General features: G+C 68.1%; 21 protein-coding genes and 8 pseudogenes. 22 read left to right on the forward strand and 7 right to left on the reverse strand.

All coding sequences use genetic code 11. The features are described from left to right. Positions 1 to 687 (reverse strand): annotated as a pseudogene (locus tag ACFYXB_RS39050) (hypothetical protein); the annotation flags it as partial. A 390-nt stretch (positions 688 to 1077) separates the two neighbouring features. Here ACFYXB_RS39050 and ACFYXB_RS39055 point away from each other — a divergent pair. Continuing rightward, complete coding sequence (locus ACFYXB_RS39055; protein WP_389589734.1) at positions 1078 to 1887, forward strand: transposase family protein; 810 nt, start codon at positions 1078 to 1080, stop codon at positions 1885 to 1887. A gap of 104 nt (positions 1888 to 1991) precedes the next feature. Here ACFYXB_RS39055 and ACFYXB_RS39060 read toward each other — a convergent pair whose 3' ends face one another. After that, a complete protein-coding gene (locus ACFYXB_RS39060) occupies positions 1992 to 2888 on the reverse strand; it encodes a prolipoprotein diacylglyceryl transferase family protein (protein WP_389589735.1) in 897 nt (298 codons plus the stop codon). A 1046-nt stretch (positions 2889 to 3934) separates the two neighbouring features. On the opposite strand from ACFYXB_RS39060, the gene ACFYXB_RS39065 reads away from it, so the two are divergent. From ACFYXB_RS39065 to ACFYXB_RS39120, 12 genes and pseudogenes are all read left to right on the forward strand, one after another. Further along, complete coding sequence (locus ACFYXB_RS39065) at positions 3935 to 4483, forward strand: carboxymuconolactone decarboxylase family protein (protein ID WP_389589736.1); 549 nt, start codon at positions 3935 to 3937, stop codon at positions 4481 to 4483. Positions 4484 to 4898: 415 nt separating this feature from the next. Further along, positions 4899 to 5624, forward strand: coding sequence for a peptidoglycan binding domain-containing protein (locus tag ACFYXB_RS39070; protein WP_389589737.1), 726 nt, complete (start codon positions 4899 to 4901; stop codon positions 5622 to 5624). A 10-nt stretch (positions 5625 to 5634) separates the two neighbouring features. After that, the gene (locus ACFYXB_RS39075; RefSeq protein WP_389589777.1) at positions 5635 to 6195 is read left to right on the forward strand and encodes a VanW family protein; all 561 of its coding nucleotides are present in this window, start codon (positions 5635 to 5637) and stop codon (positions 6193 to 6195) included. A 107-nt stretch (positions 6196 to 6302) separates the two neighbouring features. Further along, positions 6303 to 7202 (forward strand): DMT family transporter, encoded by a 900-nt coding sequence (locus ACFYXB_RS39080; RefSeq protein ID WP_389589738.1) that lies wholly within the window; start codon positions 6303 to 6305, stop codon positions 7200 to 7202. Positions 7203 to 7425: 223 nt separating this feature from the next. Next, complete coding sequence (locus tag ACFYXB_RS39085; RefSeq protein ID WP_389589739.1) at positions 7426 to 7656, forward strand: hypothetical protein; 231 nt, start codon at positions 7426 to 7428, stop codon at positions 7654 to 7656. A gap of 387 nt (positions 7657 to 8043) precedes the next feature. Next, the gene (locus tag ACFYXB_RS39090; RefSeq protein ID WP_389589740.1) at positions 8044 to 8673 is read left to right on the forward strand and encodes a CGNR zinc finger domain-containing protein; all 630 of its coding nucleotides are present in this window, start codon (positions 8044 to 8046) and stop codon (positions 8671 to 8673) included. Between the two features lie 11 nt (positions 8674 to 8684). After that, complete coding sequence (locus tag ACFYXB_RS39095; RefSeq protein WP_389589741.1) at positions 8685 to 8813, forward strand: hypothetical protein; 129 nt, start codon at positions 8685 to 8687, stop codon at positions 8811 to 8813. Positions 8814 to 8840: 27 nt separating this feature from the next. Beyond that, on the forward strand, positions 8841 to 9515 hold the full coding sequence (locus ACFYXB_RS39100) for an alpha/beta hydrolase family protein (RefSeq protein ID WP_389589779.1): 675 nt from the start codon (positions 8841 to 8843) through the stop codon (positions 9513 to 9515). A 106-nt stretch (positions 9516 to 9621) separates the two neighbouring features. Further along, the gene (locus ACFYXB_RS39105; protein ID WP_389589742.1) at positions 9622 to 9903 is read left to right on the forward strand and encodes a transposase; all 282 of its coding nucleotides are present in this window, start codon (positions 9622 to 9624) and stop codon (positions 9901 to 9903) included. Next, positions 9903 to 10466: a dihydrofolate reductase family protein gene (locus ACFYXB_RS39110; RefSeq protein ID WP_389589743.1), complete on the forward strand. Its 564-nt coding sequence runs from the start codon at positions 9903 to 9905 to the stop codon at positions 10464 to 10466. Before ACFYXB_RS39105 ends, ACFYXB_RS39110 begins: the two co-directional genes overlap by 1 nt. Positions 10467 to 10568: 102 nt before the next feature. After that, a pseudogene (locus ACFYXB_RS39115) lies at positions 10569 to 11147 on the forward strand (helix-turn-helix domain-containing protein); the annotation flags it as partial. Between the two features lie 194 nt (positions 11148 to 11341). Continuing rightward, positions 11342 to 11491: pseudogene (locus ACFYXB_RS39120) on the forward strand (IS5/IS1182 family transposase); the annotation flags it as partial. 67 nt (positions 11492 to 11558) lie between these two features. On the opposite strand, the gene ACFYXB_RS39125 reads toward ACFYXB_RS39120, so the two are convergent. Then, positions 11559 to 12140, reverse strand: a complete 582-nt coding sequence (locus ACFYXB_RS39125) for an NAD(P)H-dependent oxidoreductase (RefSeq protein ID WP_389589744.1) — start codon at positions 12138 to 12140, stop codon at positions 11559 to 11561. Positions 12141 to 12255: 115 nt separating this feature from the next. Further along, positions 12256 to 12717, reverse strand: a pseudogene (locus ACFYXB_RS39130) (transposase); the annotation flags it as partial. On the opposite strand from ACFYXB_RS39130, the gene ACFYXB_RS39135 reads away from it, so the two are divergent. Beyond that, the gene (locus ACFYXB_RS39135) at positions 12617 to 13156 is read left to right on the forward strand and encodes a LuxR C-terminal-related transcriptional regulator (RefSeq protein WP_389589780.1); all 540 of its coding nucleotides are present in this window, start codon (positions 12617 to 12619) and stop codon (positions 13154 to 13156) included. The pseudogene ACFYXB_RS39130 and the gene ACFYXB_RS39135 overlap by 101 nt on opposite strands. Before the next feature lie 306 nt (positions 13157 to 13462). Here ACFYXB_RS39135 and ACFYXB_RS39140 read toward each other — a convergent pair whose 3' ends face one another. Both ACFYXB_RS39140 and ACFYXB_RS39145 read right to left on the reverse strand, forming a co-directional pair. Next, positions 13463 to 14110, reverse strand: a complete 648-nt coding sequence (locus ACFYXB_RS39140; RefSeq protein WP_389589745.1) for a DUF6629 family protein — start codon at positions 14108 to 14110, stop codon at positions 13463 to 13465. A gap of 272 nt (positions 14111 to 14382) precedes the next feature. After that, a pseudogene (locus tag ACFYXB_RS39145) lies at positions 14383 to 14490 on the reverse strand (RNA polymerase subunit sigma); the annotation flags it as partial. 1006 nt (positions 14491 to 15496) lie between these two features. On the opposite strand from ACFYXB_RS39145, the pseudogene ACFYXB_RS39150 reads away from it, so the two are divergent. The 5 genes and pseudogenes from ACFYXB_RS39150 to gap all read left to right on the forward strand — a co-directional run. Continuing rightward, a pseudogene (locus tag ACFYXB_RS39150) lies at positions 15497 to 16107 on the forward strand (MerR family transcriptional regulator); the annotation flags it as partial. A gap of 92 nt (positions 16108 to 16199) precedes the next feature. After that, on the forward strand, positions 16200 to 16706 hold the full coding sequence (locus tag ACFYXB_RS39155; protein WP_389589746.1) for a recombinase family protein: 507 nt from the start codon (positions 16200 to 16202) through the stop codon (positions 16704 to 16706). 496 nt (positions 16707 to 17202) lie between these two features. Beyond that, positions 17203 to 18507 carry an MFS transporter gene (locus ACFYXB_RS39160; protein WP_389589748.1) on the forward strand — a complete coding sequence of 435 codons (1305 nt, stop codon included), beginning with the start codon at positions 17203 to 17205 and terminating at the stop codon, positions 18505 to 18507. Between the two features lie 267 nt (positions 18508 to 18774). Further along, a complete protein-coding gene (locus ACFYXB_RS39165; RefSeq protein ID WP_389589749.1) occupies positions 18775 to 19731 on the forward strand; it encodes a GlxA family transcriptional regulator in 957 nt (318 codons plus the stop codon). Positions 19732 to 19838: 107 nt separating this feature from the next. Then, complete coding sequence (gap, locus tag ACFYXB_RS39170; RefSeq protein WP_389589750.1) at positions 19839 to 20837, forward strand: type I glyceraldehyde-3-phosphate dehydrogenase; 999 nt, start codon at positions 19839 to 19841, stop codon at positions 20835 to 20837. A 302-nt stretch (positions 20838 to 21139) separates the two neighbouring features. Here gap and ACFYXB_RS39175 read toward each other — a convergent pair. Next, positions 21140 to 22395: pseudogene (locus ACFYXB_RS39175) on the reverse strand (SAM-dependent methyltransferase). Between the two features lie 378 nt (positions 22396 to 22773). On the opposite strand from ACFYXB_RS39175, the pseudogene ACFYXB_RS39180 reads away from it, so the two are divergent. The 3 genes and pseudogenes from ACFYXB_RS39180 to ACFYXB_RS39190 form a co-directional block, all read left to right on the forward strand. Continuing rightward, positions 22774 to 22914, forward strand: a pseudogene (locus tag ACFYXB_RS39180) (DDE-type integrase/transposase/recombinase); the annotation flags it as partial. Positions 22915 to 23402: 488 nt separating this feature from the next. Continuing rightward, complete coding sequence (locus tag ACFYXB_RS39185; RefSeq protein ID WP_389589751.1) at positions 23403 to 24404, forward strand: zinc-dependent alcohol dehydrogenase family protein; 1002 nt, start codon at positions 23403 to 23405, stop codon at positions 24402 to 24404. Between the two features lie 645 nt (positions 24405 to 25049). Next, positions 25050 to 25433 carry a hypothetical protein gene (locus tag ACFYXB_RS39190; protein ID WP_389589753.1) on the forward strand — a complete coding sequence of 128 codons (384 nt, stop codon included), beginning with the start codon at positions 25050 to 25052 and terminating at the stop codon, positions 25431 to 25433. Positions 25434 to 25502: the final 69 nt, after the last annotated feature.

Here is a 25502-nt window from a genome sequence, read left to right on the forward strand (position 1 = left end):
GAGCGTCGGGTGATCGACGCCGGGGCCCTCGGTGAACCCCGCCATCACCGCATCAGCCGCGAGCCAGCCGAGTAGCAGGGCCGTAGGAACCGACCGGGTCGACGCAGGTCGCATGCCGAGTCGGTCCGGCAGTCGGACGCTGGTAGGTCGCCAGGCGCCCAGATCACTGGCTGTGTCTTCACCTGGGGCTACGCCGCCGTTGGCAAGCCACCAGCTTCGGATGGCCGCAACCTTGTCGTCAAAGCGGCGGTCGCGGGACAGGAATCCCGAGCTGGGCATTCTTAGCGGGGTGCGGCGTCCATCCGTCTCATAGAGGACCACCCGCCGTCCGCCGGAGAACGACTCGACCGCGACCTCGGACACGTTGGTCCACGGAATAGTCCGGCGGCGCAGGTTGTGCACGACAGCCGCCTCGGGAGTCAGGGTCACCCCTACGTAGCGGCTCAGCCACCAGAGTTCGAGCATGACAAGGAATGGCGGCACGATAGCGAGGATCCGCGGCCCGAGCGGCAGGCCGGGCACCCCGGGTCGTTGGTGCTCCCACAGCAAGGGGTCCGACAACTGCATCAACGTAAGGGCGCCGAGGATCAGGCCGAGTGGCAGGGACTGCTGCCACGAAGCCCGATAGCGGACTCGGCCGACCATTCCCGACGATTCCGCTCCGCCCTCGCTGGCTTCCTGGTTCACAGCTATTCCACCCCTACCGCACGGACGATGCGGGGCAGCATGCCTGGCCAGGGGCTGTTCGCGCAATGGATGCCCAGCGGTGGTGACCCAATCCGACAGAGCAACTGGCGCCCAGGGTGAGTACACGCTCTGGCTCGTGGTGCCCTCGGCACTACTCGCGCTCGGCCCATCCGCTCGGGAGCACCTGTGCCCGGTGGATGCCCGCCGCGCGCGTCGGGCTTCGCGCTTTATGCCGGCGAGCGAGGTCGTCCTAGCACAATGATCTTCATAAGGTGGCGATCTGGGAGGCACGTCCCGTTCGCACCAGCGTCCCCGGCTGGCGGATAGGCGCGAAGCCCCTGGTAGGACGGTTCTCGCCACAAGATCGTCCGCGAAACCAGAGGGCTCACGTTGGTCACCCATGCTGCCACGCTCGACGTTCCGCGCCACATCGTTGAGCTCCTTGCCCGCCTGCTCGCCGCGCACCGCCGACGACTCGGCACCCCACGCGGCTCCCGGGCACTTGGGCCGTTCCGTCAGGCGGTGCTCGTGCTTCGCTGGTTCCGTGAACGCGGCTGCGTGCACTGCCTGGCCCGCGACGCCGGCGTCCCCCAGGCCACCGGCTATCGCTACCTACATGAAGGCATCGAAGTCCTCGCAGACCAGGCCCCTGACCTTCACGATGTCCTGAAGAAGTGTCAAGAGTCCAACATGACGCACCTGATTCTGGACGGCACCCTGATCGCGTGCGACCGGGTTGCCGGAGTTCGAGACAACGGCAACGACCTGTGGTTCAGCCAGAAGCACAAGGCATTCGGTGGGAACGGGCAGTTCCTGGCCGCTCCCGATGGCACGCCGCTGTGGGTCTCAGAGGTCGAGCCCGGATCGACGCCAGACATCACCGCCGCCCGCATTCATGCACTGCCCGCGTTGTACAAGGCGGCTGCCGAGGGCCTGCCTACCCTCGCGGACAAGGGCTACATCGGCGCGGGCATCGGCATCCACGTCCCGGTCCGCCGCCCGAAGGGGCAGTCCGAGCAGGCTCTTCAGGCAGACACCCGCACCACGAACACGCTAATCAGAGGCCTGCGGGCGCTGGACGAGCGGACCGCAGCCGAGCTCAAGGAACGCTGGCGCGCGCCCAAGCGCGTCACGCTCAGCCCGAGCTGGATCGGCGACACCGCCCGCGCTGCCCTCGTCCTCAACAGTCACTGGAAATGATCTCCAGTGAGAAAACCTCACTGGGTGGCGCCACTTCTTCCTCGTTTCCTGTTCAGGACAACCCTATTGGGTCCCCGTCCGGAAACGTCGTGGCCTCTCAGGTGTCAGGCCAGGATGGGTGCCGTGAGCGCGGTCAGAAGCACAAGGAGCGCGGCGACCACGGTGAGCGGCCGGCCGGTCTTCGTCTTGCGGGCTTCCGCACGCAGTGGGAACAGCAGCTGCCGTCCGAAGGTGTAGGCAGCCATGGCGGAGACGAAGAGCGTGCCTGGGACGGACGGGTGCCACGTCAGGTCCGCGGCGAGCGTTGCCGCGCCGAGGGCCAAGGCGAGGAGGGCTTCCATGAGTTGGGTGGGTACGCGACGGATCCCGACCCTCCGGTCGGATGACCACAGTCCCCATCGCGAGGTGGTGGGTCGTCCCACGCAGCAGCCGCCCAGGAAGCACCCCGGCCGGGCTGTGGCCATGGCCAGGAACGCCCCCGGTGCCGCCACATCCAGCCACGTCCCCACCGGGATGCCCGCACCAGCGACCACCGCGAGCGCCGTGCCGAAGGCCCCCAGCAGGAAGCCCTGGATGCAGGTACCTGAGCGGGCGAACTGCCGAAGGCGCTGGCGGTGTTGGACCATGTAGTAGGCCTTCGCGGTGAAGTAACCCACCACGGATCCGGCGAGCGAGGCGGAGACCGCCGCTCTGGTGTCCAGGCCGGCCCGGGCGGCGAGCAACGCCTGCACGAGAACGGCGAGCGCCACACCAGCAACAACCAGCAACGGCCAGGCGAATGGGCGCACGCCTGGGCCACGGACCAACGGCGCGAAGCGGGTCGAGGCCATCACCACCGCCGGTTCCAGTCGAGGTCCTGGTTCAGGGGTGCCACTGTGCCCGGCAGGCACCAGGGTGACCGGTGTCGCGGTGAGGTGCCAGGTTCCCGGGTTGATGTCCTCCACCTTCGCGGTGACCGATATACGGCCGCTGCCCGGGGTTATCCCTTCCGCGGTTTCCACGCGCTCGAATCGGTCCCGCGCATCCTTTGCGGGCTCGCCACCATCCCGGACCCCGGCGAACGTGACCGCCACCGTGTAAGGACCGGAACGGGTATCCGGTTCAGCCTCGAACCAGTACGTCGCTGCCAGTCCGGGTGCCTGCTCGGCAACCTCCTGCCTCCAGGTCGCCTGCCCGCTGCCCCGAATCTCGGCAGCTGGAGCCGCTTGTGTCGTGGTGGGCTCGGGTGCCGTCCCGATGGGCGACGACCCCTTTGCGTCTGTCACCGCGGGTGCCGGTCCCGGCACCCGCGGGACACCCGTCACGGAGAACGTCGACGCAGGCGTGGTCGACGGCGGCCGCATGCCGGGGGGAAGTATCTGATCCAGCGGCGGAAGTACGATCCGCGGCTGAGGGGGCTGCGGCGTGGGCCGGCTCCCGGCACCCCCGTGGCGGCCGGGTGGCTGGCTTGCCGGCTGCCGGATCTTGCGCTTGTCGGGTACCCGCTTACGGGACTTGGGCACGAGAACTCCTATTCGTGTGAAGCAGAGTGTCGTGAGCTCTCCTGGCGTCGTGGCCGGCACTTCGCATCCGGTCGCGGGCAGGGCCAAGCGGCTATTCGCTTCGATGAATGCCGTCCAAGCCGTGGCCGTTGCTCGGAGGCTGGGCCGGTGAGAGCGGCGGTCGCGGTTCGTTGTCGGGCGAGGCAGCTAGAGCGGTGTGGGGCGCCGAAGGTGCCGAGGCCGCTGAGCAGGGCGGCGGCCACGCCGACGGTCCTACGCGTGATCCTTCGTGGTCCCTTCTGCACCTGTGCGGTCGACGCTGGGAGCGGCCGTGCGAAGGACTGAGGAGGCGTCCGTACTCACACATCAGCTCGACCGGCAGCGGTTCGCTCAGCAGCGGCGCGCTCTCGGTCGCGGCCTCGGTCATCGGGCCTCCGCGCTACACCACCCTAATGGATATAGGTCTAGATATCCATTTGACAGTAGAGGAATAGCGTGGCACGCTCCTAACGGTAAGCAGAGAGCTCAGCCGTTAGGTTAGATTCCATCATCAGAAGGAGATCGCAATGTCGGCGCTGCCCCAGATCAACCCCGCCGAGGCCACCGGCGAGGCCGCCACCCTGCTCGCCGAGCTGAAGAAGAGCATTGGCTCGGTTCCGAACATGGCGAAGGTGATGGCCAACAGCCCCGCGCTGCTCAAGGGGTGGATGGGCCTGTCCGGCGCGCTCGCCGGCGGGGTGCTGCCCGGCCCGGTCCGGGAGCGCCTCTCCCTGGCCACTGCCGAGTACAACCGCTGCAGCTACTGCCTGTCCGCCCACACATTCCTGGGCAAGAACGTCGCCAAGCTCGACGGCGACGAAATCGAGCGTGCCCGCCACGCCCAGTCCGTCGACCCCCACACGGCCGCCCTGCTCACCCTGTCCGACGCCATCGCCCGAGGCCGCGGCACGATCGACGAGACCACCCTCAAGACCGCCCGCGCCGCCGGCATCACCGACGCTGAGATCGCCGAGGTCGTCGGGAACCTGGCCCTCAACATCCTGACCAACTACTTCAACATCGTCGCCGACACCGACAACGAATTCCCCCTCGTCAGGCCGTACCAGCACGCCTGACGCCCCAGCCGTGCGGGCCGCCACGCCCTGTCCTGCCAACGGCGGCCCACACGCCCCTCTAGTCACCCCGACTCAGCCGCTCACATCCGGGCAACAGGCGGCGCGAGCTGGTCCGCGAGCGCCGGGGAACCATCCCGCGCCGCCTGCGACGAGTACGGCTCACCCACGCACACGAAGACGTCCCGCGGCCCGCACATGGGCAATCCAACGATGCGGCCGCGTCCCAGGGCATGTAGGGGTGGTCGCCCTGTGCTGCATCGAGGGTTGGCGGTGGAATCGGCGTGTGCTCTTGCATGCAGGGTCTGGGCCGGAACGTATGTACTTGTCGGCCCGTTACGAATGATTCGACGAGCTTCGATTGCACGCCGCTGTCTCGTCAGATGTGCCGACCTCCTGTTTGCCTCCGGGGAGTTCCATGCGCCGCCGAATAACCACGATTCCGTCCCTCGCCTTCGCAGGCGGTGCACTGGCCGTCGGTGCCGGCGGACTGTATCTCGCCGGGCTGCTGCTCGCGGGCGGTGAGATTGCCGCGGGTACGACGGTGCACGGGGTGGACATCGGGGGCCTGAGCCGTGCGGAGGCCACACTGAAGCTGGACAAGCATCTGTCGGCGGCCGGCTCACGGAAGCCAACCGTGAGGGTGGCTGACCACTCGGGCGAGTTTGATTCGCGACAGGCCGGACTGGCCTTCGACGTTCGGCAGACCGTCGACCGAGCGGCGGGCTCCCGAACTGATCCCTTCGCCGTGATCGGCGGGCTTTTCCGCTCGGGCGGTGACACGGGGCCGACCGCGCGTGTCGACGGGGGTAAGGCACGCACGGCCCTCGAGAAGCTGGGTGAAAGTCTCAACGAGAAGGCTCGCGACGGCGCGGTCACTTTCGGCAATGGCCAGGTCAACGATATCGCCCCACATGACGGGTATGCCCTGGACGTGGATGCCGCGGTCGACACCCTGCGTACCGCATTCCTCAGCGGCAAGGCTGACTCCGTCACAGTCCTGCGCACGAGCGAGACCAAGCCGAAGATCACCGCGGCGGAGACGCGCCGGGCGGTGCGTGAGTTCGCGCAGCCGGCAATGTCGGCGCCGGTCACGCTCACCGCGGGCGGCAAGGCTGACTATCAGCCGGGTCGTCCTGGGTGAGCACTTGAAGATGCAGCCGGACGACTCCGGCAAGTTGACACCGAATCTCGATGGCAAGGGCCGGCTCGCCGCTCCCGCAGTGGCCGGCCGCCTGGCTGACATCACCGTCAACGCCCAAGACGCCAGGTTTCGCCTCGACGGCGACAAAGTCGTGGTGGACACGGATGGCAAGCCCGGCCAAGAGGTCACGGCCGAGGCGTTGAGCACGGCGGTCCTGCCACTGCTCACCAAGTCGGGCGCGGCCGCCCGCACCGGCGAGGTGGCCACAACGAAGACCCAGCCGAAGGTGACTCGCGAGAACGCGGCACGACTGGGCCTGAAGGAGAAGATGTCCTCCTTCACAGTCAACTTCGAGCCGGCCGCGTATCGCACGAAGAACATCGGCCGCGCCGCACAACTCATCAACGGCTCCCTCGTCCTGCCGAACGAGACCTGGAGCCTCAACCAGACCGTCGGCGAGCGCACCGAGGCCAACGGCTTCGTCGACGGCATCATCATCTTCACGTTGGTGCGCGGCCCCTTTGATCATCGCCGTGGATGTCAGGTGCGATTGGGGGCATCTCCCCGATAATCGATCGGGCGGCTTCCGGTTTCGTCGAAATTGTGTCGTCGGGTGCTGTGGTCAGGTGGGCGGCTGGCGGGGCTGGCAGCTGCGGACGACAGGGAGGTGGTGTGGTCATGGCTCTTTCTGTCTTGCTCGCCGCGCTCGCGGCCGGCAGTAACGCGCTGGGTACGGTGCTGCAGCGGCGTGCGGCGCTGACGGTTCCGGCGTCGCAGAAGCTACGCGTGGGGCTGATACTTGATCTCCTGCGGACCCCTGTCTGGCTGGCCGGGATCCTCGGGGTCACCCTGTCCGCGGTCCTGCAGGCTCTGGCGTTGGCCACTGGTTCCCTGGCTGTGGTCCAGCCGGTTTTCATCCTCGAGTTGCCGCTGGCTCTGGTGATCGGCGGGGCCATCTTCCACGTGCATCGCACGCGCAGGTCCTGGATCTCGGTGGCCTGTATCGCAGTCGGACTGGCAGTGTTCTTGTTCGCCCTTGCTCCTACCGGGGGGCGTGAGCGCGTGCCCGGGATCTGGTGGATGCCGACGCTCCTGATCGTCGGCGGGTTGGGTGTGGCGTTGGTGCTGGCAGGTGCGCGGAGGCCTTTGGGCAGGCCGCGGGCAGCTTGTCTGGCTGCGGCAGCGGCCCTGGGCAACGCGCTGACAGCGGCGCTGATGAAGTCGGCGATGGGTGCGCTGACCGAGCAGGGTGTCACCGCGTTTCTGCGGTCGTGGCAGACCTACAGTTTCGCGATCGTCGGGGGCGTGTCGCTGGTTGTGCTCGGGGCCGCTATGCAGGCCGGTCCGTTGATTGCCTCCCAGCCCGCCCTTACGCTGACCGATGCCGTGGCGGGAGTGCTGCTAGGAGTGACGGTCTATGCGGAGCAACCTCGTACGGGAATCTGGCTGGTGGCAGCGCTGGGCGGATTCGGGCTGCTCACCTATGGGGTATTCGCGCTGTCGCGTACCCGTTGCCTGGCCGACTGCCTGCAGGTGGACGAGGAGGTGTCTGGCCCGGTAGAGCGGGCTGTGCCGTAAACCGTGGCGGTCGCCACGCGGCTTTGGCCACGCGGCCGGTGGAGATGCACGGCGGTTGCCGGGGTCGCCCGCGGCCGTACCCCCGGCTGGTGCCAAGCGAGGTGTCGGGATCCGGGTTCGTGGAATGTGCCGTCACTGCGCGCGGCCAGCTCTGAGCGCGTGTTCGCCGTCGATCGAGGCCTCCGTGACTTGGTGACGGAGCAAGTCCGGCTCAGGAGGCGGGGTGGGCGGTGACCACACCGTAGCCGTGCTAGCCCTGTCCGACGAGATCGTCCGCGGCCGCGGCACCGTCGACGACACGGTCCTCGCCGACGTCCGGGCAGCGGAGGTCACGGACGTCGAGGTCGCCGAGATCGTCGGCCACCTCGCTCTCAACACCCTGACCAATTGCCTCAACAACGTCGCTGGCACCGGCAACGAGTGGCCTCTGGTCACGCCGCGCAGCCACTCCTGACCCGGCGCTGTCTCGACCGGGGCCGCTGCCGCTCCGATCGGACTGCCCCAGGCTCCGAGCCGGTGTCCCGCGTGCTCCACGGCGGGGCTCGGAGGAGCCCCTCGCACCACGACCCTGACCGTCTCGAAGCAACACGGAGACGAGAATGCCGATGACCGCCCAGCTGTCCGTTGGGCTCCAGGGTGAGTCCCTCGTGCACGTCAATGCCGATCTCACCGGCCTCGCTGCGCCGCAAAGTACCGCCCGAGAGGTGGTGCGTGCAGGCCTGGCCTCTGCGCCCAACCTGATGGCTGAGATGGCCGTCTGGCGTTAGGAGTGTGAGGCTATCCGTTGCTGATAAATGGATGTTAGCGGCTCCAACCATTAGTTTCGTGGTATCCTGCAGACATGATCACCGAAGCTGCGACCACGAGCGCGACGCTGCTGGGTGAACCGCTGCCGGTCGAGCTGATGAACACCGTCACCCTCGACCGCGGCCACACTCACGACGCCCTCGACAGCGATGCCGATGCCACAGCCTGGCTGCGCGCCGTTGCCCACCGACTCGCAACCGAGAGGGCGATCAACGCCGACCATCTGAGCGAGGACGCGGTGCGCCCGGTCGCCGAAGCACTGCGTGCGCTGCGTGACGCACTGCGACACCTGGCCGCAGAAGCGACCGAGGATCCGCGCCCGCCCGCCACCGCGCCGGAACTGACGCGACCGGAGGCGATCACGAGGCTGAACGCCCTCGCGCATGCCTGGCCCGAGCTCGTCTGGCCCGCAGACGGGCACCCATCACGTGCCTATCGGAGCCCTGGGACGCCCGCGGACCTAGCCGTTCAGCTCATCGCGCACCAGGCCGTCGAGCTCTTCACCGGACCCGACTGCGATCGCCTGCGCCCTTGCCTGGCACCCAACTGCCTGCTCTTCTTCGTCAAGAACCACGCGCGCCGGGAATGGTGCTCGCCGACGTGTGGCAACCGCATGCGCGTCGCCCGCCACTACCGGCGCCATCACCCAGCCTCAAACAGCTAAGGGATACACCGATGCGGAGCGAGAAGGTCGAGTTCAGCGGATCGCAGGGTGCATGGCTTGCCGCGCGGCTGGAACTGCCCGACGGCACGCCGCAGGCATACGGCCTGTTCGCGCACTGCTTCACCTGCGGCAAGGACTAGGTAGCGGCCACCCGGATCTCGCGGGCGCTGACCGCCTACGGCATCGCAGTCATGCGTTTCGACTTCACCGGTCTCGGCGGCTCCGGGGGAGACTTCGGCAACACCCACTTCAGCTCAAACGTCGACGACCTGGCGCTCGCCGCCGCTTACCTGCGTGCCAACTTCGAGGCACCATCCCTCCTCATCGGACACTTCCTCGGCAGTGCTGCCGTTCTCGCCGCACGACACTGCATACCCGAGGCACGAGCGGTGGCGACGATCGCTGCACCCTTCAGCCCCGACCACGTGCTGCACCTGCTCGGAAACAACCGGGGCGAGATCGAGCGACTCGGCCAGGCCGAGGTCTCCCTGGCCGGACGCACGTTTCGCATCCAACGACAATTCCTCGACGACATCGCTGCCCAGCCACAGGCCAACCGCATCGCGCATCTCCAAGCCGCGCTGCTGGTACTCCACTCGCCGGCGGACGAACTGGTGGGCGTCGACAACGCGCGACGCATCTTCGACACCGCCCGCCACCTCAAATCCTTCATCACCCTCGACGGAGCCAACCACCTGCTTGCCAACCCGGCCGACGCGGAGTACGTAGCAACCGTGCTCGCCGCCTGGGCCGGCCGTTACGCGCTCAGCCCAACCGACCGTCATGACCTTCCGACCGGACGGGCCCGGCCCGGATCAGGGAAACGCCAGGTCAGCGGCTGAAGCTCTCGCAGACGGATGCCCCGCCCGGGCCGCCCCGGCCAGTGACCGCCTAGGCCGCGCCTAGGCCGTGTTTTGAAAGATCGCCGCCCTTCGTGATGATCTTCGCGTGGGGCGGGGAGATCTGTCAGATGATCAATGGGCCGTGCTGGAGCCGCTGCTGCCGGCCGCAGCGACGACGGGCAGGCCGTCCAGGTCGAAGCGGATGCTGATCGACGGAATCCGGTGGCGAGTGCGGACCGGGGCTCCGTGGCGGGACCTCCCGCCCTGCTATGGGCACTGGCAGACGGTCCACGTTCCGTTCCGCCGCTGGCAGCGCCCGCGAGCCGCGATGAGTTCTGCGGCGTCCGGCGGTCGTACTGTCGAACTCGTTACCGAGGAAGACTTCTGATGCGCAGCGTGACCTATTCGATGGCCGTCTCACTTGACGGCTACATCGTCGGGCCGGACGGCGGCTTCGACTGGACGGCGCCCGACGAGGAGGTCTTTCGCTTCTCGATCGACGAGATTCGAGAGGTCGGCGTCCACCTGTTGGGACGACGGTTGTACGAGACGATGCTGTACTGGGAGACCGCCGACCAGGATCCATCGCTCGACGACTCAATGCTCGAGTGGGCCGCGATCTGGAAGCCGCTCCCAAAGGTGGTGCTCTCCACCACGCTGTCGGCGGTGCAGGGCAATGCCCGCCTGGCCTCCGGCGGCCTGGCGGAGGAGATCGAGCGGTTGCGGGCCGAGCCGGGGGAGGGCGACATCGCGATCGGCGGCGCGACTCTCGCCGCCGAGGCGGCCGCGTTGGGTCTGATCGACGAGTACCGGGCCAGGGTCTACCCGGTGCTGGTTGGCGGTGGCATTCCGTTCTTTCCCCAGCGCGAGCGCCGGGTGGATCTCGAACTCGTCGAGACCCGCACCTTCAGCTCGAGAGTCGTCTACCTCCGCTACCGCGTGGCGCGCTAGGTGTATTGATCACGAGCGTTGTTGACACTTGCCGGGGCTTGATCACGGCGAAGACCTCCGGTGTGGTGGAGCTGTCTAGGACTGCACCGCGCGGAGGTCTTCGTGTCCCACCGTAATGCCCGGCTGACCGTTCACGGCAGGCGGATACGGGTTGAACGTGTCCGAGCCGGCCGCCCCGTCGCGCATGTCGCGGCCGAGATGGGCGTCTCCCGGACCACGGCGCACAAGTGGGTGCGCCGCTGGCGGACGGAGGGCGAGGCAGGGCTGCACGACCGCTCCAGCCGACCGCGCAGGACACCTCACCGCACCGCTCCCGTCGTGGAGACACGTGTGTGCGACCAGCGCCGCACCCGCAAACTGGGCCCCGCCCGCATCGGCCCAATCCTGGCTCTGCCCGCCTCGACCGTGCACCGCATCCTCACCCGGCACGGCCTGAACCGCCTTGCCTTCCTGGACCGGCCCACCGGTCAGGTCATCCGCCGCTACGAACACGAGCGGCCCGGCGAGCTCGTCCACGTCGACGTGAAGAAGCCCGGCCGTATCCCCGACGGCGGCGGGCACAAGATCCTCGGCCGCCAAGCCGGCCGCGCCACCCGCAGCGGCATGGGCTTCGACTACATCCACTCCGCCATCGATGACCACAGCCGGCTCGCCTACAGCGAGATCCACTCCGACGAGAAGGCCGCGTTCCCAACCCCGGTGAACCTTCGCGGTCACAGCAGTAGCTCGACGCCTGGGTCCCGAGTAGGCACCACGGCCCGCTGAGCACGTACGCGGCCAGGATCGCGACGCTCCCGGATCCCCAAGTCCGGGCAGGCGTAAGGCCCCTGGTAGGAACGATCTTGCGACAGAAAGATCCGATCGAGGGGCATCACGTGTCGATCAGTGTCACATATACAGCCGTGCTTGATGTGAAGCGGTCCACCGCCGAGCACGTGGCCCGGCTGCTGCACGACCACCGGATCGCGGCCAGGACCCGCAAGGGACGACGTGCTCTGGGCTGCTTCCAGCAGGCAGTACTGGTGTCGGCGTTCACGAAAAAGTTCCCAGCCCGGTACACACGAACGTGCACAGCGCCCCGTACGCCACGGTTCAGGCCAAGAGCGCGGCGGCTTGCCGGCGTGCCTGGTGCAGCCAGGACGCGCGTGCTTCATCGGCCGAGTCGGTGACAGTGCGGAAGACGATCCGGCGCACGTCGGCAACTCCTACGTACGGCAGGACGCATGCCGACCAGATCCTTTGCAGCGGGTCGCCGAACTCGCTCTCTTCACGGTCGGCTGGGGTGTCGGAGGTGTTCAGGACGAGGGCCCTGCCAGCCTTCAGGAGCCCCGTGGGTTCCCCCTCCGCGGCACCCAGTTTGTACGCGACGCCGGGCGCGAGTACGCGCTGCACCCAACCCGTAAGGAGAGCGGGTGGCATACCCCACCAGTTGGGGTGGATGAACACCATGGCATCAAGTGTGGCCACCTCTGTCCGGTGCAGAGCCACCTGCGAGTCGTGGCCGTTCGGCGCTGACTGGACCGTCCCCGTCTCAACGGCCGACAGCAGCGGTGGGAATCCTTCAGCGTAGAGGTCATGCGCGAATACCTGGCACCCTCGCACGCGCAGCTCCTCCACAACGGCATCGAACACAGCGTGGTTGAAGCTGCCCGGCCGCGGATGCGCGAGGTACACCCCTATACGCATTGTGCGTCTCTCCAATCGACACGAGCCGTCATCGGCTACCGATCCGTGTGGACTGTGCATCCGTCGCCCACTTCGCTGATCGTCATTATCCGCGTGGGGTCTTCGCCCGGAGGTGGCGGAACCCCCGGCGGACCCGGGCCGGGGTGAGCCGACGGGGCTCGCTGGGCCGTTCCCAGGGCCGGCGCAGATCCTCGGCGAGCGGGCGGGCGAGGCGGAGCTGGGTGTGGGCGGCGATGGTCAGCCAGGTCCACAGGTCGGCGGTCGCGGGGTCGCGGACCTTCGGCACGGTCCAGCCCAGGGTCTGCTTGAACAGCCGGAAGGTGTGTTCAAGATCGAATCTGCGGAGGAATGCCTGCCAGCGCACATCGACGTCGGTGCTGGTCATGCCGGTGCGCGAGGACCACAGCCACACCGGCTTCGGGTCGCATTCGCCGGGCAGGTGCTCGACCGTCAGACGGATCAACGTGCCGTGGATCAAAGGGAGTTCACGGCAGTGGTCGAGCCCGGGTCCGCGGGCGGTCAGACGGGGGTGCAGCCAGTCCCAGGCGAGGGCTTTGGCCCGCCCCTTGTCCTCTGCTGTACGCCGATGCCCTGACCGACAACGGCGTGGCGCTGCTGCGAGCCGGAGCCCGCGACAAGGCCGTCGCCAGCCTGCGCCGCGCGGGCGAGACCTACCAACGACTCGGAGCCACCGCCGGAACCCGCAGAATCCGGACGGCCTTGGCCGGCGCCGAGGTCCGCCCGGTCCTTGGGTCCGCAGCACGTCGAGGCCCGCCACGGAATGGGACGCCCTCACCAGGACCGAGCGCCGAGTCGCCCTCCTCGTCGCCGAAGGACACACAAACCGGTCAGCAGCTGAGACGCTGACGCTGTCACCCAGCACCGTCGCCACCCACCTGAGATCCATCTTCACCAAGCTTTCTCTGGCCTCCCGGATGGAACTCACGCGCCTGGTACGCGCCCAGCCGGGGACGGCCGGCTCTTCTCCGGCCACGCCAAAGTGACCAATGCGCGAACATTCCCGCGAAACCTGATGCTCACCGAGTTGGCGACAAGCTTTGTGGACGATTGTCGGCCAACGCCGGCGACAGTGATGAAGTCGCGCGGGCCCATGCTCTGCCGGCGGAGCACGCCGGATCTCCGACGGAGTCGGCCCGCCCGTGTCCTGCTTGCACGGGGAGTTGAGCTGCAGAGGCGGTCCGCCCGCCCCGGCCGGGGCGGCAGACGACTGTCCGCCCCGCAGCGGTGGTGCCGGCCCGTTTTTGGGATCACCGCTGAACCGCGGCGGTCTGGCTGGCGCATCTGCGGTGTCAGTGATTGGCGGCCGGTCCACGTCGCATCCGCGGAGGGGTCGGGTGTGCGCGCACCCAACGGAACAGCATCACTGAACAGATCGCCGCGAGCGCGCACCAGGTCGAGACGAATTCCAGCCGCCACAGTGCCCAGCAGACCAACGCGCCGGCGGCGACCAGGACGCCAAGCACCAGCAGCCGTCGGGCACCGGACAGCAGCAATGAGCCCACGGTGGCCAGGAGATAGCCCGTGACGAGCAGAGGTGTATGGGCAAGGTCGAGGATATAGCCGACCGTGTGACCGCGGATCTCGGCCGTCACCGGGCCGGTGGCAACGCTGTAGGCGAGCACCGCGCCCGTGGCGGCCCCGGCAGCGAGGGGAAGGATCAGTCGGCGCCGGGCGTGCCGTGGGGCGGCACACATCACTCCCACCGGCACCCATACCGCCAGCAGCGGCAGCGCGATGACGGCCCAGACGACGGTGGCCACTCCGTTGCCGCCACCCGAGTCCCAGACCACCGACTCGACGATCTGGTGGGCCCCCAGCAGCAACGGCAGTGCGGCGAGCGGGAGATCCCGGCTGCTGTGCACCCGTGCCACACAGGCCACCCCGACGGCCGCGACACCGGTGCCCGCCACGAGATCGGCCGTCGCACTCCAACACATCACGCCCCCTGGCGTCCACTGTCGTGTCCATCCACGTTCTGGGGACCACGCTACGTTCCCCGACGGCCCGGACGACATGACAGCTGCGTCACTGCGGCGGTGGTGCGGCACGTGCCGATGTTTAGCGGCGCGGACCTTGGTCCCGATGACGTCCTGTTGGGCGAGGACGGGCCCGTAGGGGCTCTGGGCGATGGGGCGCCAGAAGATCTCCTTGAGGATGTCGACCTCGCAGGTCTGCCCGGTGGCCGGGGCGGGTACGGTGAAGCGGGCGTCGACCAGTCGGCGGTCAGCCGGAAGGCATGGTTGTAGACCGCGCGGGCGTAGCTGTCGAAGAGCTCGGCGAACGCGCTCGATTCCCCGGCCCGTACCCGGGTTCGCATATGAGTGCTCACCTCAATGAACTGTCCGGCACCCCACACCGACTTCCCGTGACCTGCACCACACTCGGCCTCGATACGCCGTCCAACCCGACGGGCCCCACGGCGAACTACAGCTCCACCCATGCCGACTGGGCCGCGATTTGGACGCCGAGACATTCCTTTTGTCCGGCTGACATGGCGGACGACGGCTCGCATGCTCTCATGTGTGCGGAATGCCGAGTGCACCTGCCTCGGCCCCATGGCCGCCGCCACGGATCGCGCACACAACATTTTCCACGCGCGCATCACCGGACCCGCATCTACCGTACTTCCGGACGCCCGTCCGAGTGTCGCCTGCCGACCCGGTCATGGCCGTGACCCATCCGTGCCCGTAGACGCCGACAACCACGGTCAACAGCGGTGCGACCGACGGTGCGACGCCAGCGACTTGGGATTTCCAGCGCCGCCTGGCTCCTTGAGAGCAAGCTCGCCATCGACAGTCGGGACGGCGTCAGGCTGCGACTGCTGGGCGAGATGGCCCTCGCCGCGTGGCGGTGCGCGGCGAAGAACCCGATTCGTGGCGGCCATGGTGCCCACCGAGGGCGCGACGCCCTCACCTGTTCCGGGGCCTGCTGCCACTTGTGCAGGGGGCTGACCTGGGGGTTCTCTGGCGATTCGCATAGGGTGCGGGTTTCTCGCATCTGACGCGAGCCACGGAGAGTGGTGGATCGGTGGGGCTCAACGGGCCGATACCGGCGGCGAGGCTGCTCTTCATGGACGGGGTCGCGGCCGGTGTGACGGTGGCATAGACCAGGAGAGGCGGTCGTCGACATCGGGGTGTCGTGCCCGGTCCTGTAGCTCGTGGGCGAGGCCGAGCTGAGTGATCGCGACGGCTCGACAAGACGTACCGCGGGTTCGACCTCGACCCGATCTCCGCGATGGAGGCGGTACGGCGGGTGTCGGGTGTCTGAGCGGCCACGCATCCGCCGCTTGACCTTGACGCGACGGCAGGGTTTCCACTGAGGTCATGCGGATCGGAGAGATCGCCGCGCTCGTTGGGGTCACGACCCGGGCGATCCGGCACTACCACCATGTCGGGCTGCTCCCGGAACCGGAGCGGCGCCCCAACGGATACCGGGCCTACAGTGTCCGCGACGCCGTTCTGCTGGCCCGCGTACGCCGGCTGACCGAGATCGGACTCAGCCTCGACGAGGTGCGGGACGTCCTCGCGCACGACGCGGGGCGCGATCTGGCCGACGTACTGGAGGAGTTGGACGTTGACCTCGCCCGGCAGGAGGCCGAGATCGGGGAGCGCCGGCGGCGGCTTGCGGTGCTGCTGGCCGCCGATCCTGGGCAGACCGAAGCGCTGTCCCCTGCGCTCGCCGCCTCCTTGCGAAGACACCGCACACCGCCTCGCCTGCCGCCGCGAAGGACCTGGAGCACCTGACACTGCTCGACGCCTCGGGCTTCGGCGGCCGGGAACTGTACGCAGTGCTCGGACCGTTGGCTGCCGACCCGGCGCTGCTCGCGCTGTACGAACGCCTCGACGCGCTCGCCGAAGCCCAGACGGACGATCCGCGGATCCCGGTGCTGGCAGGCGAACTGGTGGCGGCCGTACCCGACGAGGTGTTCGCCTTGCCAGGCACCGAGACCGGCGATGCCGCCGGGTCGCCGTTCCCGCTCGGAGGCACCGAGCGCGGCCCGTCCCCGAGGACGGCGACCCGGGCGGCATGGGTGCCATGTTCTTCGCCGTCCTGGCCGCCGTCGCACAGATCGAGCGCAACTACATCCGGGAGAAGACCCTGGAGGGCCAGGCCACCGCTGCGGCCAAAGGCAACCACGGCGGACGGCCGAAGGCTATCGACGACGACTCCCTCCTGCTGGCCCGCGCGCTCAAGGACCGAGGCGTTCCCGCCCCCGAGATCGCCGGGAAGCTGACCATCAAGACCGGCAAGAAGGCCGGAGAGCACCCCTCGGTCGCCTCCGTCTACCGGGCGCTCGCCGAAGTCGACACCCAGGCCGAAACGCATATCGTCGGACCCCGCAGACCGGTCCGCGCCCGGATCACCGGCCCCGGCAGCGGCACCGATCCCGAGCTGATGGAACGGCTCACCCGGCAGATCCTCGACGGGACCACCACCCAGGTCTTGGACGACCCGGCCCGGCAGACCGAGGACGGCACAACCGACGTCGTGGCCCAGCTGCCGGCACAGGCCCGGGACGGTGATGCCGAGTGACCTGGCGGGCCTGGCAATCACGACGCCCGGAGCCCCCCGTCGTCGCGGACGCTCTCGGCTACCAGTACTCCGAGAGCCCTTCGAGCTTCCACAGCAAGGCATCGCGCGCACTGCAGATAGAAGTGAAGGCCGGCCTTGGCATCCTGTGTCGTGATGGAGCCAGTCTGCCGCTCGTGCGGTCGTGGTCTGCCGTCCTTTGCGCACACTCGCCCTTCTCCGAACTAGCGTCTCAGCCTGCTTGGTTGGCGCGAGGGGCGGGCGAACCCGCTTTCGCACCGGGCCACGGAGGGCTAGTGTTCGGGCAGCGAGTGACCCACGAGGAGCTAAGACATGCCCGGTCGTCCGAGCACGCGTTGACGTCGTAGGCCGTGATCGGCCTGTCATCGTGTGCTGCCCTTGATGTTGCGGCACAGCGAGCCTTCCCCCGCCCGAACCGCCGGCGCCCCTGTCGTGCGCCGGGTGGCGGGCCTCGTCTTCTGCAACCCAGGGGATCTCCGTGCCGTCCGCTTCCTCCGCCGTATTCGATTCCGGTCAGCCTGTCCCCCCAAGCCTGTGGCGGGACCGCGACTTTCGCAGACTCTGGGTGGGCCAGACGGCCTCTCAACTCGGCGAACAAGCAAGTCTGGTGGTTCTGCCGCTCTTCGCCGTTCTGACACTCAACGCCAGTGCCGGCCAGCTGGGCATCCTCCGCGCGGTGGGGCAGGCACCGATCCTCTTGCTCTCCCTCTTCGTCGGCGCGTGGGTAGACGGATGGCGGACCCGCACGGTGATGGTGCTGACGGACGCCGGCCGGACCCTGGCACTGGGCGCCGCCGCCGTGGCCGGCCTCCTCGGATGGCTCGGCCTGCCCGCGCTCTTGGTGGTCGCCTTCGTCGTCGGGGTCCTGTCCGTGTTCTTCGACGTGGCATACCAAGCCTCTCTCGTACGACTGGTCAAACGTGATCAGCTGGTGCGGGGCAACAGCGCGCTCGAGGGCAGCCGGTCCGCGGCCCAGATCGGCGGTCCAGCCCTCGGCGGTACGTTGGTGTCCCAGCTGTCCGCGCCGATCGCGGCCGCCTCCAGCGCCTTGTTTTTCGCGCTGTCGTTCCTGTCGATCCGACAGATCCACCGCCGCGAATCGATCCCGGAGCGCTCGGAACGTCTCCCTCGGGTATGGCGGCGGATCCACGAGGGCCTCCGTTTCGTTGTCGGCGATACCGCGCTTCGCACTGTGTGCCTGGCCTCGGCGGCCTTCCAGTTCTCCTTCGCGGCCATGATGACCGTCTATCTGCTCTTCCTGCCGCGGGAACTGCACCTGTCGGGCACCGTCGTTGGGCTGGCGCTCGCGGCGGCGGGACCGGGTGCGCTCCTGGGCTCGCTGCTGGCCGCCCGCCTGCCGAGCCGGTTCGGTTATGGCGCTGTGCTCGTGTATGCGGCGGCACTCGGCGACGGCGTGTTCCTGTGCGTGCCCGCGCTGCACGGCGCCTCTGCGGTGACGGTTGCCGCGCTCCTTGCGGTCGGCTTCGTGTTCGGGACCGGCGGCCAGTTGGTGAGTGTCACGGTCATGGCCGTCCGGCAGGCCGTCACTTCGGACGGGATGCAGGGCCGCGCGGCCGCGACGATCACGTTTGTCGGCATGGGGATGACCCCGCTCGGTTCTCTGCTCGGCGGATTTCTCGCGCAGGAGTGGGCGTTGCGCACCAGCCTCCTGGTTACGGCCGCAGGCATGATGCTGTCGCCAGTGGTGATGGCTTTGTCCCCGCTCGCACGCCTGGGACGAGCGCTTCCGGCCTCGCAAGACCCGCCCGACGGCCCGCCCTGAAGTCCACGAGACGGCCCTCCGCGAGACGAGCAGCCGCCCACCAGGTGACCTCGAGTGACATTAAGCCCGCCGGGGCTGATGGGGTCCTGGAGAGCGTGGGGGGGTAGAGGTTCCTCTTGAGCGCGGGGTTGGTCTCAGATCGGCTGGAGGCGGGCGAAGGGTGGGACGGGCGGTGGACTGCAACGTGGAAGACAGCCCGGGCGGTGTGTCGTCTGTCCGGTCCGCGCAGAGGGCGTATCGAAGTCACGCGCCACGTAACCTCTTCCTGTGCCAGCCTTCCGCCAGCATCGCGTCGCCGTCCTTGTGCTCGAGGGTGCGAAGCCGCTCGATGTCGGAATTCCCGCGCAGGTTTTCACGACCCGCGCGAGCATGCCGTACGAGGTGCGGGTGTGCGGGGCGACACCCGGTCTCGTGACCGGCGGCGATGGCCTCGCGTACTACGTCGACCACGGCCTCGACGCCCTTGCGTGGGCCGACATCGTCTTCGTCCCCGGCTGCCGGTTCCCGGACCGCGACGACCCGCCGCAGGCCGTCGTCGACGCACTGATCGCCGCCCACGACCGGGGCGCGCGGCTCGCCGCCATCTCGACGGGCGCCTTCGCGCTCGCCGCCACGGGCCTGCTCGACGGCAAGCGCGCCACGACGCACTGGCACTACACGCGGGCACTCGTGGCCAGGCACCCGCTCGTCCAGGTCGACGAGAACGTGCTGTTCGTCGATGAGGGCAGCGTGCTCACCTCGGCCGGCGCCGCCTCCGGCATCGACCTGTGCCTGCACATCCTGCGCGGCGACCTCGGAGTGGCCGCGTCCAACCACGCGGCCCGGCGTCTGGTTGCGGCCCCCTACCGCAGCGGCGGCCAGGCCCAGTACGTGCCGCGCAGCGTCCCTGAGCCGCTCGGCGAGCGGTTCGCCGCCACCCGCGAGTGGGCGCTGCACCGGCTCGGCGAGCCCCTCACCCTCGACATACTGGCGCGGCAGGCGGGGGTCTCGCCGCGCACGTTCTCCCGGCGCTTCGTTGAGGAGACTGGCTACACGCCAATGCAGTGGGTGATGCGCGCCCGCATCGACCTGGCCCGCGAACTGCTCGAGCGCTCGCAGCGCAGCGTCGAACAGATCGCCGCCGACGTCGGGCTCGGCACCGGCGCGAACCTGCGCCTGCACTTCCAGCGCATCCTCGGCACCACACCGAGCGAGTACCGGCGCACCTTCACCCGGGGCGAGTAACACGCCCGGCACCGCGTGGCGGGATCCTTTTGAACCGTGGCGATACCGCCACTGTCAGCGGCGCTAGCCGCGGACGAGCATGGTGGCGAAGGGAAGGGACATCACTCATGACTCGCATCGCCATCAACGGATTCGGCCGCATCGGACGCAATGTGCTGCGCGCATTGCTCGAACGCGACAGCGCCCTCGAGATCGTCGCCGTCAACGATCTGACGGAGCCCGCCACTCTCGCCCGGCTGCTCGCCTACGACAGCACGGCCGGCCGGCTCGGGCGCCCGGTGACCGTCGACGGGGACGCCCTCGGCGTTGACGGCCGTCGGATCACGGTGATGGCCGAGCGCGAACCGGCGCAGCTGCCGTGGGCCGAACTCGGCGTCGACATCGTCCTGGAAGCCACCGGCCGCTTCACCTCGGCGAAGGCCGCCCGCGCCCACCTCGACGCGGGCGCGAAGAAGGTACTCGTCAGCGCGCCGTCGGACGGCGCCGACGTCACGCTCGCGTTCGGGGTCAACACCGACGCCTACGACCCGGCCGTGCACACGATCGTCTCGAACGCCTCTTGCACCACCAACGCGCTCGCGCCGCTGGCTGCGGTCCTCGACGAACTCGCCGGTATCGAGCACGGGTTCATGACGACGGTGCACGCCTACACGCAGGAGCAGAACCTGCAGGACGGTCCGCACCGCGACGCCCGTCGCGCCCGGGCCGCCGGCGTCAACATCGTGCCGACCACGACCGGCGCCGCCAAGGCGATCGGCCTGGTGCTGCCGAACCTCGACGGCAAGCTGTCGGGCGACTCGATCCGCGTACCGGTGCCGGTGGGCTCGATCGTCGAACTCAACACGACCGTCGCCCGCGACGTGACGCGCGGCGACGTGCTGGCGGCGTACCGCGCCGCAGCGGAGGGGCCGCTCGCCGGCATCCTCGAGTACTCGGAGGACCCGCTCGTGTCGTCCGACATCACGGGCAATCCCGCATCGTCGATCTTTGACTCGGCCCTCACCCGCGTCGACGGCCGCCACGTCAAGGTGGTCGCGTGGTACGACAACGAGTGGGGCTTCTCGAATCGCGTGATCGACACGCTCGAGTTCCTCGCCACCCACTGACCGGACGCCGGGGTGGTACCCCGCCTCCGGCGACCGCGCCGGCCAGCACTTCCGTTGGGCGCTCTGGTTGACCAGTCGGGCAACCAGAGCGCTCAGTCACAGAAGCGGGTCCGCCCGGCCTCCGGAGGGTGCGGGAGCGCCACGGCCGGTCAAGGCACTCTTCGAGCGTCGCCCCGCGATGGCCTTAAGACCACCCCTGACAGTCCGCGACGCCCCTCGTAATCTGGCGGCTATCAGACGGGCCCGCCCCTGGTCAAAGCCCACAACCAAGTGAGGACGAAGAGCAGGGCTGGGGATTATTTTCAAGGAGCCCCAACACCGCCCCCTTCACCCTGTGCGACGACGGATCGGCAGCCCGCGCTGGACTGGCTGGACCCGGCACCGTGGGCATCGAGGGCGTCGTCATCAAGGGCAGCGAGCAGCGCTACCTGCCCGGCAAACGGGCCTGGATCAAGGTCCGCTCCCGTACCACCGCCGAAGCACTGGTCGGCGGGGTCACGGGGGCGCTTGCCGCTCAGACCACCCTGCTGCTGGCCCGCTACGACGCCGTCGGCAACCTGCGGCTGATCGCCCGCACCATCCCCCTGCTTACCGCCCAACGGCGTGACCTCGCACAGCGACTGCATCCGGCCGACCCCGACCATCCCTGGCACGGGCGCCGGTTCAGCGCCAGCTGGGGCACCCGCGGCGAACTGGAGTACCACCCCGTCCGCCCGGACCTGGTGGCAGAGTTCCAGGCCGACACCGCCGTCGACGAGGCCCGGTACCGTCATCCTGTTCGCTTCCTGCGGCTGCGCGACGACCTCGCTGTGCAGCAGGTCCCCGCCCGCAAGGTTGTGCGGCGTGCTGTTCCGGTGGTGCGCGTCGCCCGCGTCACGAAGCGACTGGACGGCTTGCGAGCGGTGATCGTGCTCGGCGACGATGTCGAACCCGGTCTTGCGCAGCAGCGACCGGTATTCCTGGGGGCGGGCCAGGAAGCTGTGTTCGGGCTCCGAGGCCCACGGCAGTGGGTAGCTGACGAGGGTTGGATCGCCGAGGAGCATGACGTCGTACACGATGAAGAGGCCGTTGTCGGTCAGGACGCGGCTGATCTCGGTGAACAGGTGCGCTTTGTCCTCGATGTTCATGCCCACGTGCAGCATCCAGGCCCGGTCGAAGCTCGCCTGGGAAAAGGCAGTGCGGTCACGTCCCCCTGCTGGAAGCGGGCCCGGTCGGCGAGACCCACGCGATCGGTGAGCCAGCGCGCGATGTCGACGTACTCTTCGGTCAGGTCCACGCCGGTGACATCGGCGCCTGCGTGCTGGGCCAGATGGCGGGCCGGACCGCCCAGGCCGCTTCCCACGTCAAGGACACGCAGCCCCGCTCTCAGCTCCAGGTGTTCGGCCAGCTCTCGCGTCGCCGCATGGCCGCCGGTGTGGAACTCGTCCACGCCATGAAGGTCGTCGGTGGTGAGCGTCGTATGCCCCGGGTAGAGGCGGTCGAGCGCTTCGTCGATCTTCCGGCGCAGGTCGCCTTGCCGGTAATGGCGTGCTATGGCGGACGGCTGCTGTGCGGTCACGGGAACGTCCTTCCGGTCATGGGTGATCGGAGCGCGACCGAAGCTCCTGAGGGGCCTCGGACCGTGGTGCCGAAGAAGGCGGATTCAGCGGTGTGTCCTAGTCGTGATCGGTGGAGAGGGCGACGTGCCGCCAGGCGTCCATCTCCTTGCGGAAGTTGTCCAGCTTGGTGTCGAAGGCTTGCAGGGTGTCGGCTCCGAGCGGGAGGCGCAGGGGGGCTCGGGGGCGACGGCCATCTCGACAATGGCGCGCGCGGCCTTGACCGGGTCGACGGGCTGGGCGTGGTTCAGGCTCGCGGCGGCTGCACGCATCGCGCCGACGGTGGGTGCGTAGTCTTCAGCGGGTCTTCACCCGCACCGATGCCCGGCCTGAAATTCGCCGGAGACATCACCTGCTTGCCGACGGCCGAGGGCTGGCTGTAACCGGCGACCGTGATCGATCTGCGCACACGGGAAGTCGTGGGCTGGTCGATGGCCAACCATATGCGCACAGAACTCGTCGCGGACGCCATCCGGATGGCGCATGCAGGTGGACAGAGATCGGCACGACGGTCTGTGAACCACCCCGGGCACAGGCTCGGCAGGACGTGTTCCGGTGGATCGGGGAACATTACAACCGGGAGCGGATCCACTCGACGAACGGCTACATCACGCCATACCAAGCGAGGGTCCGCTGCCACCAACGACTGGACCTCGCAGCATAAGACCGAAGTGTCGGGACCCGCGGGGTCACTTCAGTTAAAGCCGGCCCAGGCCGGCCCGGCGACATCTCAACCGCCCGCCGAGACTTCTCTCGCTCCGCCTGAGCCGGCTGGCGCCTCCGGCGTGCGCTGGTTAGTTGTGCGGGTTACGCTCGTTTGGTCCCAATTCCCATTCGCCACGGTGCTGCGGCTCTGACGAATTCGATCGTCGATCTCCGCAAAAGCTCTAGGTTTCAACGGTAAGCAGGTTGGCCAGCAGGTGGGTCATGCGTGCGTATGCGCGACGGAGTGCATGGGAGAGGTTGAGGGATGAGAGCTGTCCGATTCGCTGAACATGGTGAGCCATCCAAGGTTCTTGAAGCCGAAGACGTGCCTCTTCCGGAGCCTGGGGATGGGCAAGTAAGGGTTCGTATTCTGGCGACTCCAGTGAATCCGTCTGACCTCTTGTATGTGCGGGGATACTATGCAGGTGTCGAAGCCCAGTTTCCAGCGCCGGTTGGGTTTGAAGGTGTCGGAATTGTGGACGCCATTGGGCCTGGGGTGAAGAACCTTGCCTCCGGGCAGCGGCTATCGGTTGTCAATGGGCAAGGGGGAAACTGGGCGGAATATGCTGTCGTCCCCGCGGGTGACCTGTTCCCGGTGCCCGATGAGATCCCCGATGAACAAGTGGCCTCCTTCGTCATCAATCCGGCCTCCGCGATCCTCATGGTCCGCCGAGTCCTGGCTGTCCCCAGAGGTGAGTGGCTCCTTCAGTCCGCGGCAGGGTCCGAAATAGGACGCATGGTTATCAGGTTGGCCAAAAGTGATGGCATCCGTACCGTGAATGTCGTCCGCAGACGCGAATCGGTAGCCGAGTTGGAACGCCTCGGAGCCGACGCCGTCATCGTGTCCACCGAGGGGCCGATCGACGAACAAGTCCGCAGTATCGTTGGATCCGAAGGCGTCAAGTACGCCATCGATCCTGTGGTCGGAGAAACCGGAACCCAGATATTCAAGTCGCTCCACGAGGATGGACGCATGCTGGTATACGGCTCACTGACGGGCGAGTCGATCCGTGTTGGCGAGGATCCGCGCTACATCCTGGCGGGCCGTCGTATTCTGGAAGTCTACTGGCTCGGCTACTGGCTTCCGAGGCTCACGGACGCAGAACGGCAGCAGTTGGGGGAGGATATCGTGGCGCTTATACGCGAGGGAATTATTGAAACCTCCCCCGGGCGTAAATACTCTCTCGACGAGATCGGTGACGCCGTAGCCCAAGCTGAGGAGACGGGCCGGCAAGGAAAGGTGTTCCTTGTTCCCGGAAAGAAGTAGCGAGGACCGGTGTTGCCAACACTGGCTCCGGTGCCGGCGGGCACCGGAAGCACGGCATGAACGCCAGCTCATCGCCGATGCCTATGGCGGCCTCCCGCGAGGGACTTTCGCCGCCGATGCAGGCGCCACCCACGTCTGATCCCCGTCCAACGTCTGCGCGGCGAGCGGTCGCAGAGCCAGGAGGTGTGACGTGACGGAGTTTCGCTACGACGTGCTGGTTTCCGACGGAGTACGCCGTCAACGATCCATGCGATTGCCCGACGGAGGCCCGATCGTATCCTCGCCACTGGCATCCACCCTGATTCTGGGCGAGACGGACGCGGTCCTGGTCGACCCGCCGTTCACCTGGGAGCAGGTGCACACCGTCGGCGACTGGATTGAGCACTGGGGCAAACGACTGGCTTACATCTACGCCACCCACGGGCACGGCGACCACTGGTTCGGCACCGATCTGCTGGTGCAACGATTCCCCGGCGCCGTGCCGTACGCGACCGAGGGCACGATCCGGCTGATGCACCAGCAGGCCACCGAGGGGCGCGAACAAACGTGGGATGTGGACTTCCCCGGACTCATTCCCGACAGTCCCGTGGTTTACCAAGTGATTCCCGAAGGGGGTTCGAACTGGAGGGCCACCGCCTACTGCCGGTGGAGACCGGCCACACCGACACCGACGAGACCACCGTCCTGCACGTGCCATCGATCGGCCTCGTCGTGGCCGGCGATGTCGCATACAACGGAGTTCACCAGTGCCTGCTGGAAAGCGGCGGCGGCGGAATCGAGAAGTGGCTCACCGCACTTGACACCGTCGCAGCGCTGCGCCCACGGGCGGTCGTAGCGGGTCACAAGAACAGAGACCTACCCGATGCCCCGTCGATCCTGGAACAGACCCGCGACTATCTGCTGGACGCACAGCGCCTATTGGCAGCAAAACCGAGTCCGCGTGAGTTCTATGATCAGATGCTGCAGCTCTATCCGGATCGGCTCAACGCGAGCCCGGTCTGGTACAGCGCGCTGGCACTCCTGTCATGACCAGCGAGACACTTCGCGCCGTCGCCCGGCCATGGCAGACCGCCACGAGGAACTCCACGGTCAGGGATG

Source organism: Streptomyces sp. NPDC002619, assembly GCF_042889305.1.
Classification (GTDB): domain Bacteria; phylum Actinomycetota; class Actinomycetes; order Streptomycetales; family Streptomycetaceae; genus Streptomyces.

Bases quoted from the DNA above. Each gene is read 5' to 3' on its own strand.
- ACFYXB_RS39065 (WP_389589736.1), top strand. From the start codon at position 3,935: ATGTCGGCGCTGCCCCAGATCAACCCCGCCGAGGCCACCGGCGAGGCC.
- ACFYXB_RS39070 (WP_389589737.1), top strand. From the start codon at position 4,899: ATGCGCCGCCGAATAACCACGATTCCGTCCCTCGCCTTCGCAGGCGGT.
- ACFYXB_RS39075 (WP_389589777.1), top strand. From the start codon at position 5,635: ATGCAGCCGGACGACTCCGGCAAGTTGACACCGAATCTCGATGGCAAG.
- ACFYXB_RS39080 (WP_389589738.1), top strand. From the start codon at position 6,303: ATGGCTCTTTCTGTCTTGCTCGCCGCGCTCGCGGCCGGCAGTAACGCG.
- ACFYXB_RS39090 (WP_389589740.1), top strand. From the start codon at position 8,044: ATGATCACCGAAGCTGCGACCACGAGCGCGACGCTGCTGGGTGAACCG.
- ACFYXB_RS39095 (WP_389589741.1), top strand. From the start codon at position 8,685: ATGCGGAGCGAGAAGGTCGAGTTCAGCGGATCGCAGGGTGCATGGCTT.
- ACFYXB_RS39110 (WP_389589743.1), top strand. From the start codon at position 9,903: ATGCGCAGCGTGACCTATTCGATGGCCGTCTCACTTGACGGCTACATC.
- ACFYXB_RS39140 (WP_389589745.1), bottom strand. From the start codon at position 14,110: ATGTGTTGGAGTGCGACGGCCGATCTCGTGGCGGGCACCGGTGTCGCG.
- ACFYXB_RS39155 (WP_389589746.1), top strand. From the start codon at position 16,200: ATGGGTGCCATGTTCTTCGCCGTCCTGGCCGCCGTCGCACAGATCGAG.
- gap (WP_389589750.1), top strand. From the start codon at position 19,839: ATGACTCGCATCGCCATCAACGGATTCGGCCGCATCGGACGCAATGTG.
- ACFYXB_RS39185 (WP_389589751.1), top strand. From the start codon at position 23,403: ATGAGAGCTGTCCGATTCGCTGAACATGGTGAGCCATCCAAGGTTCTT.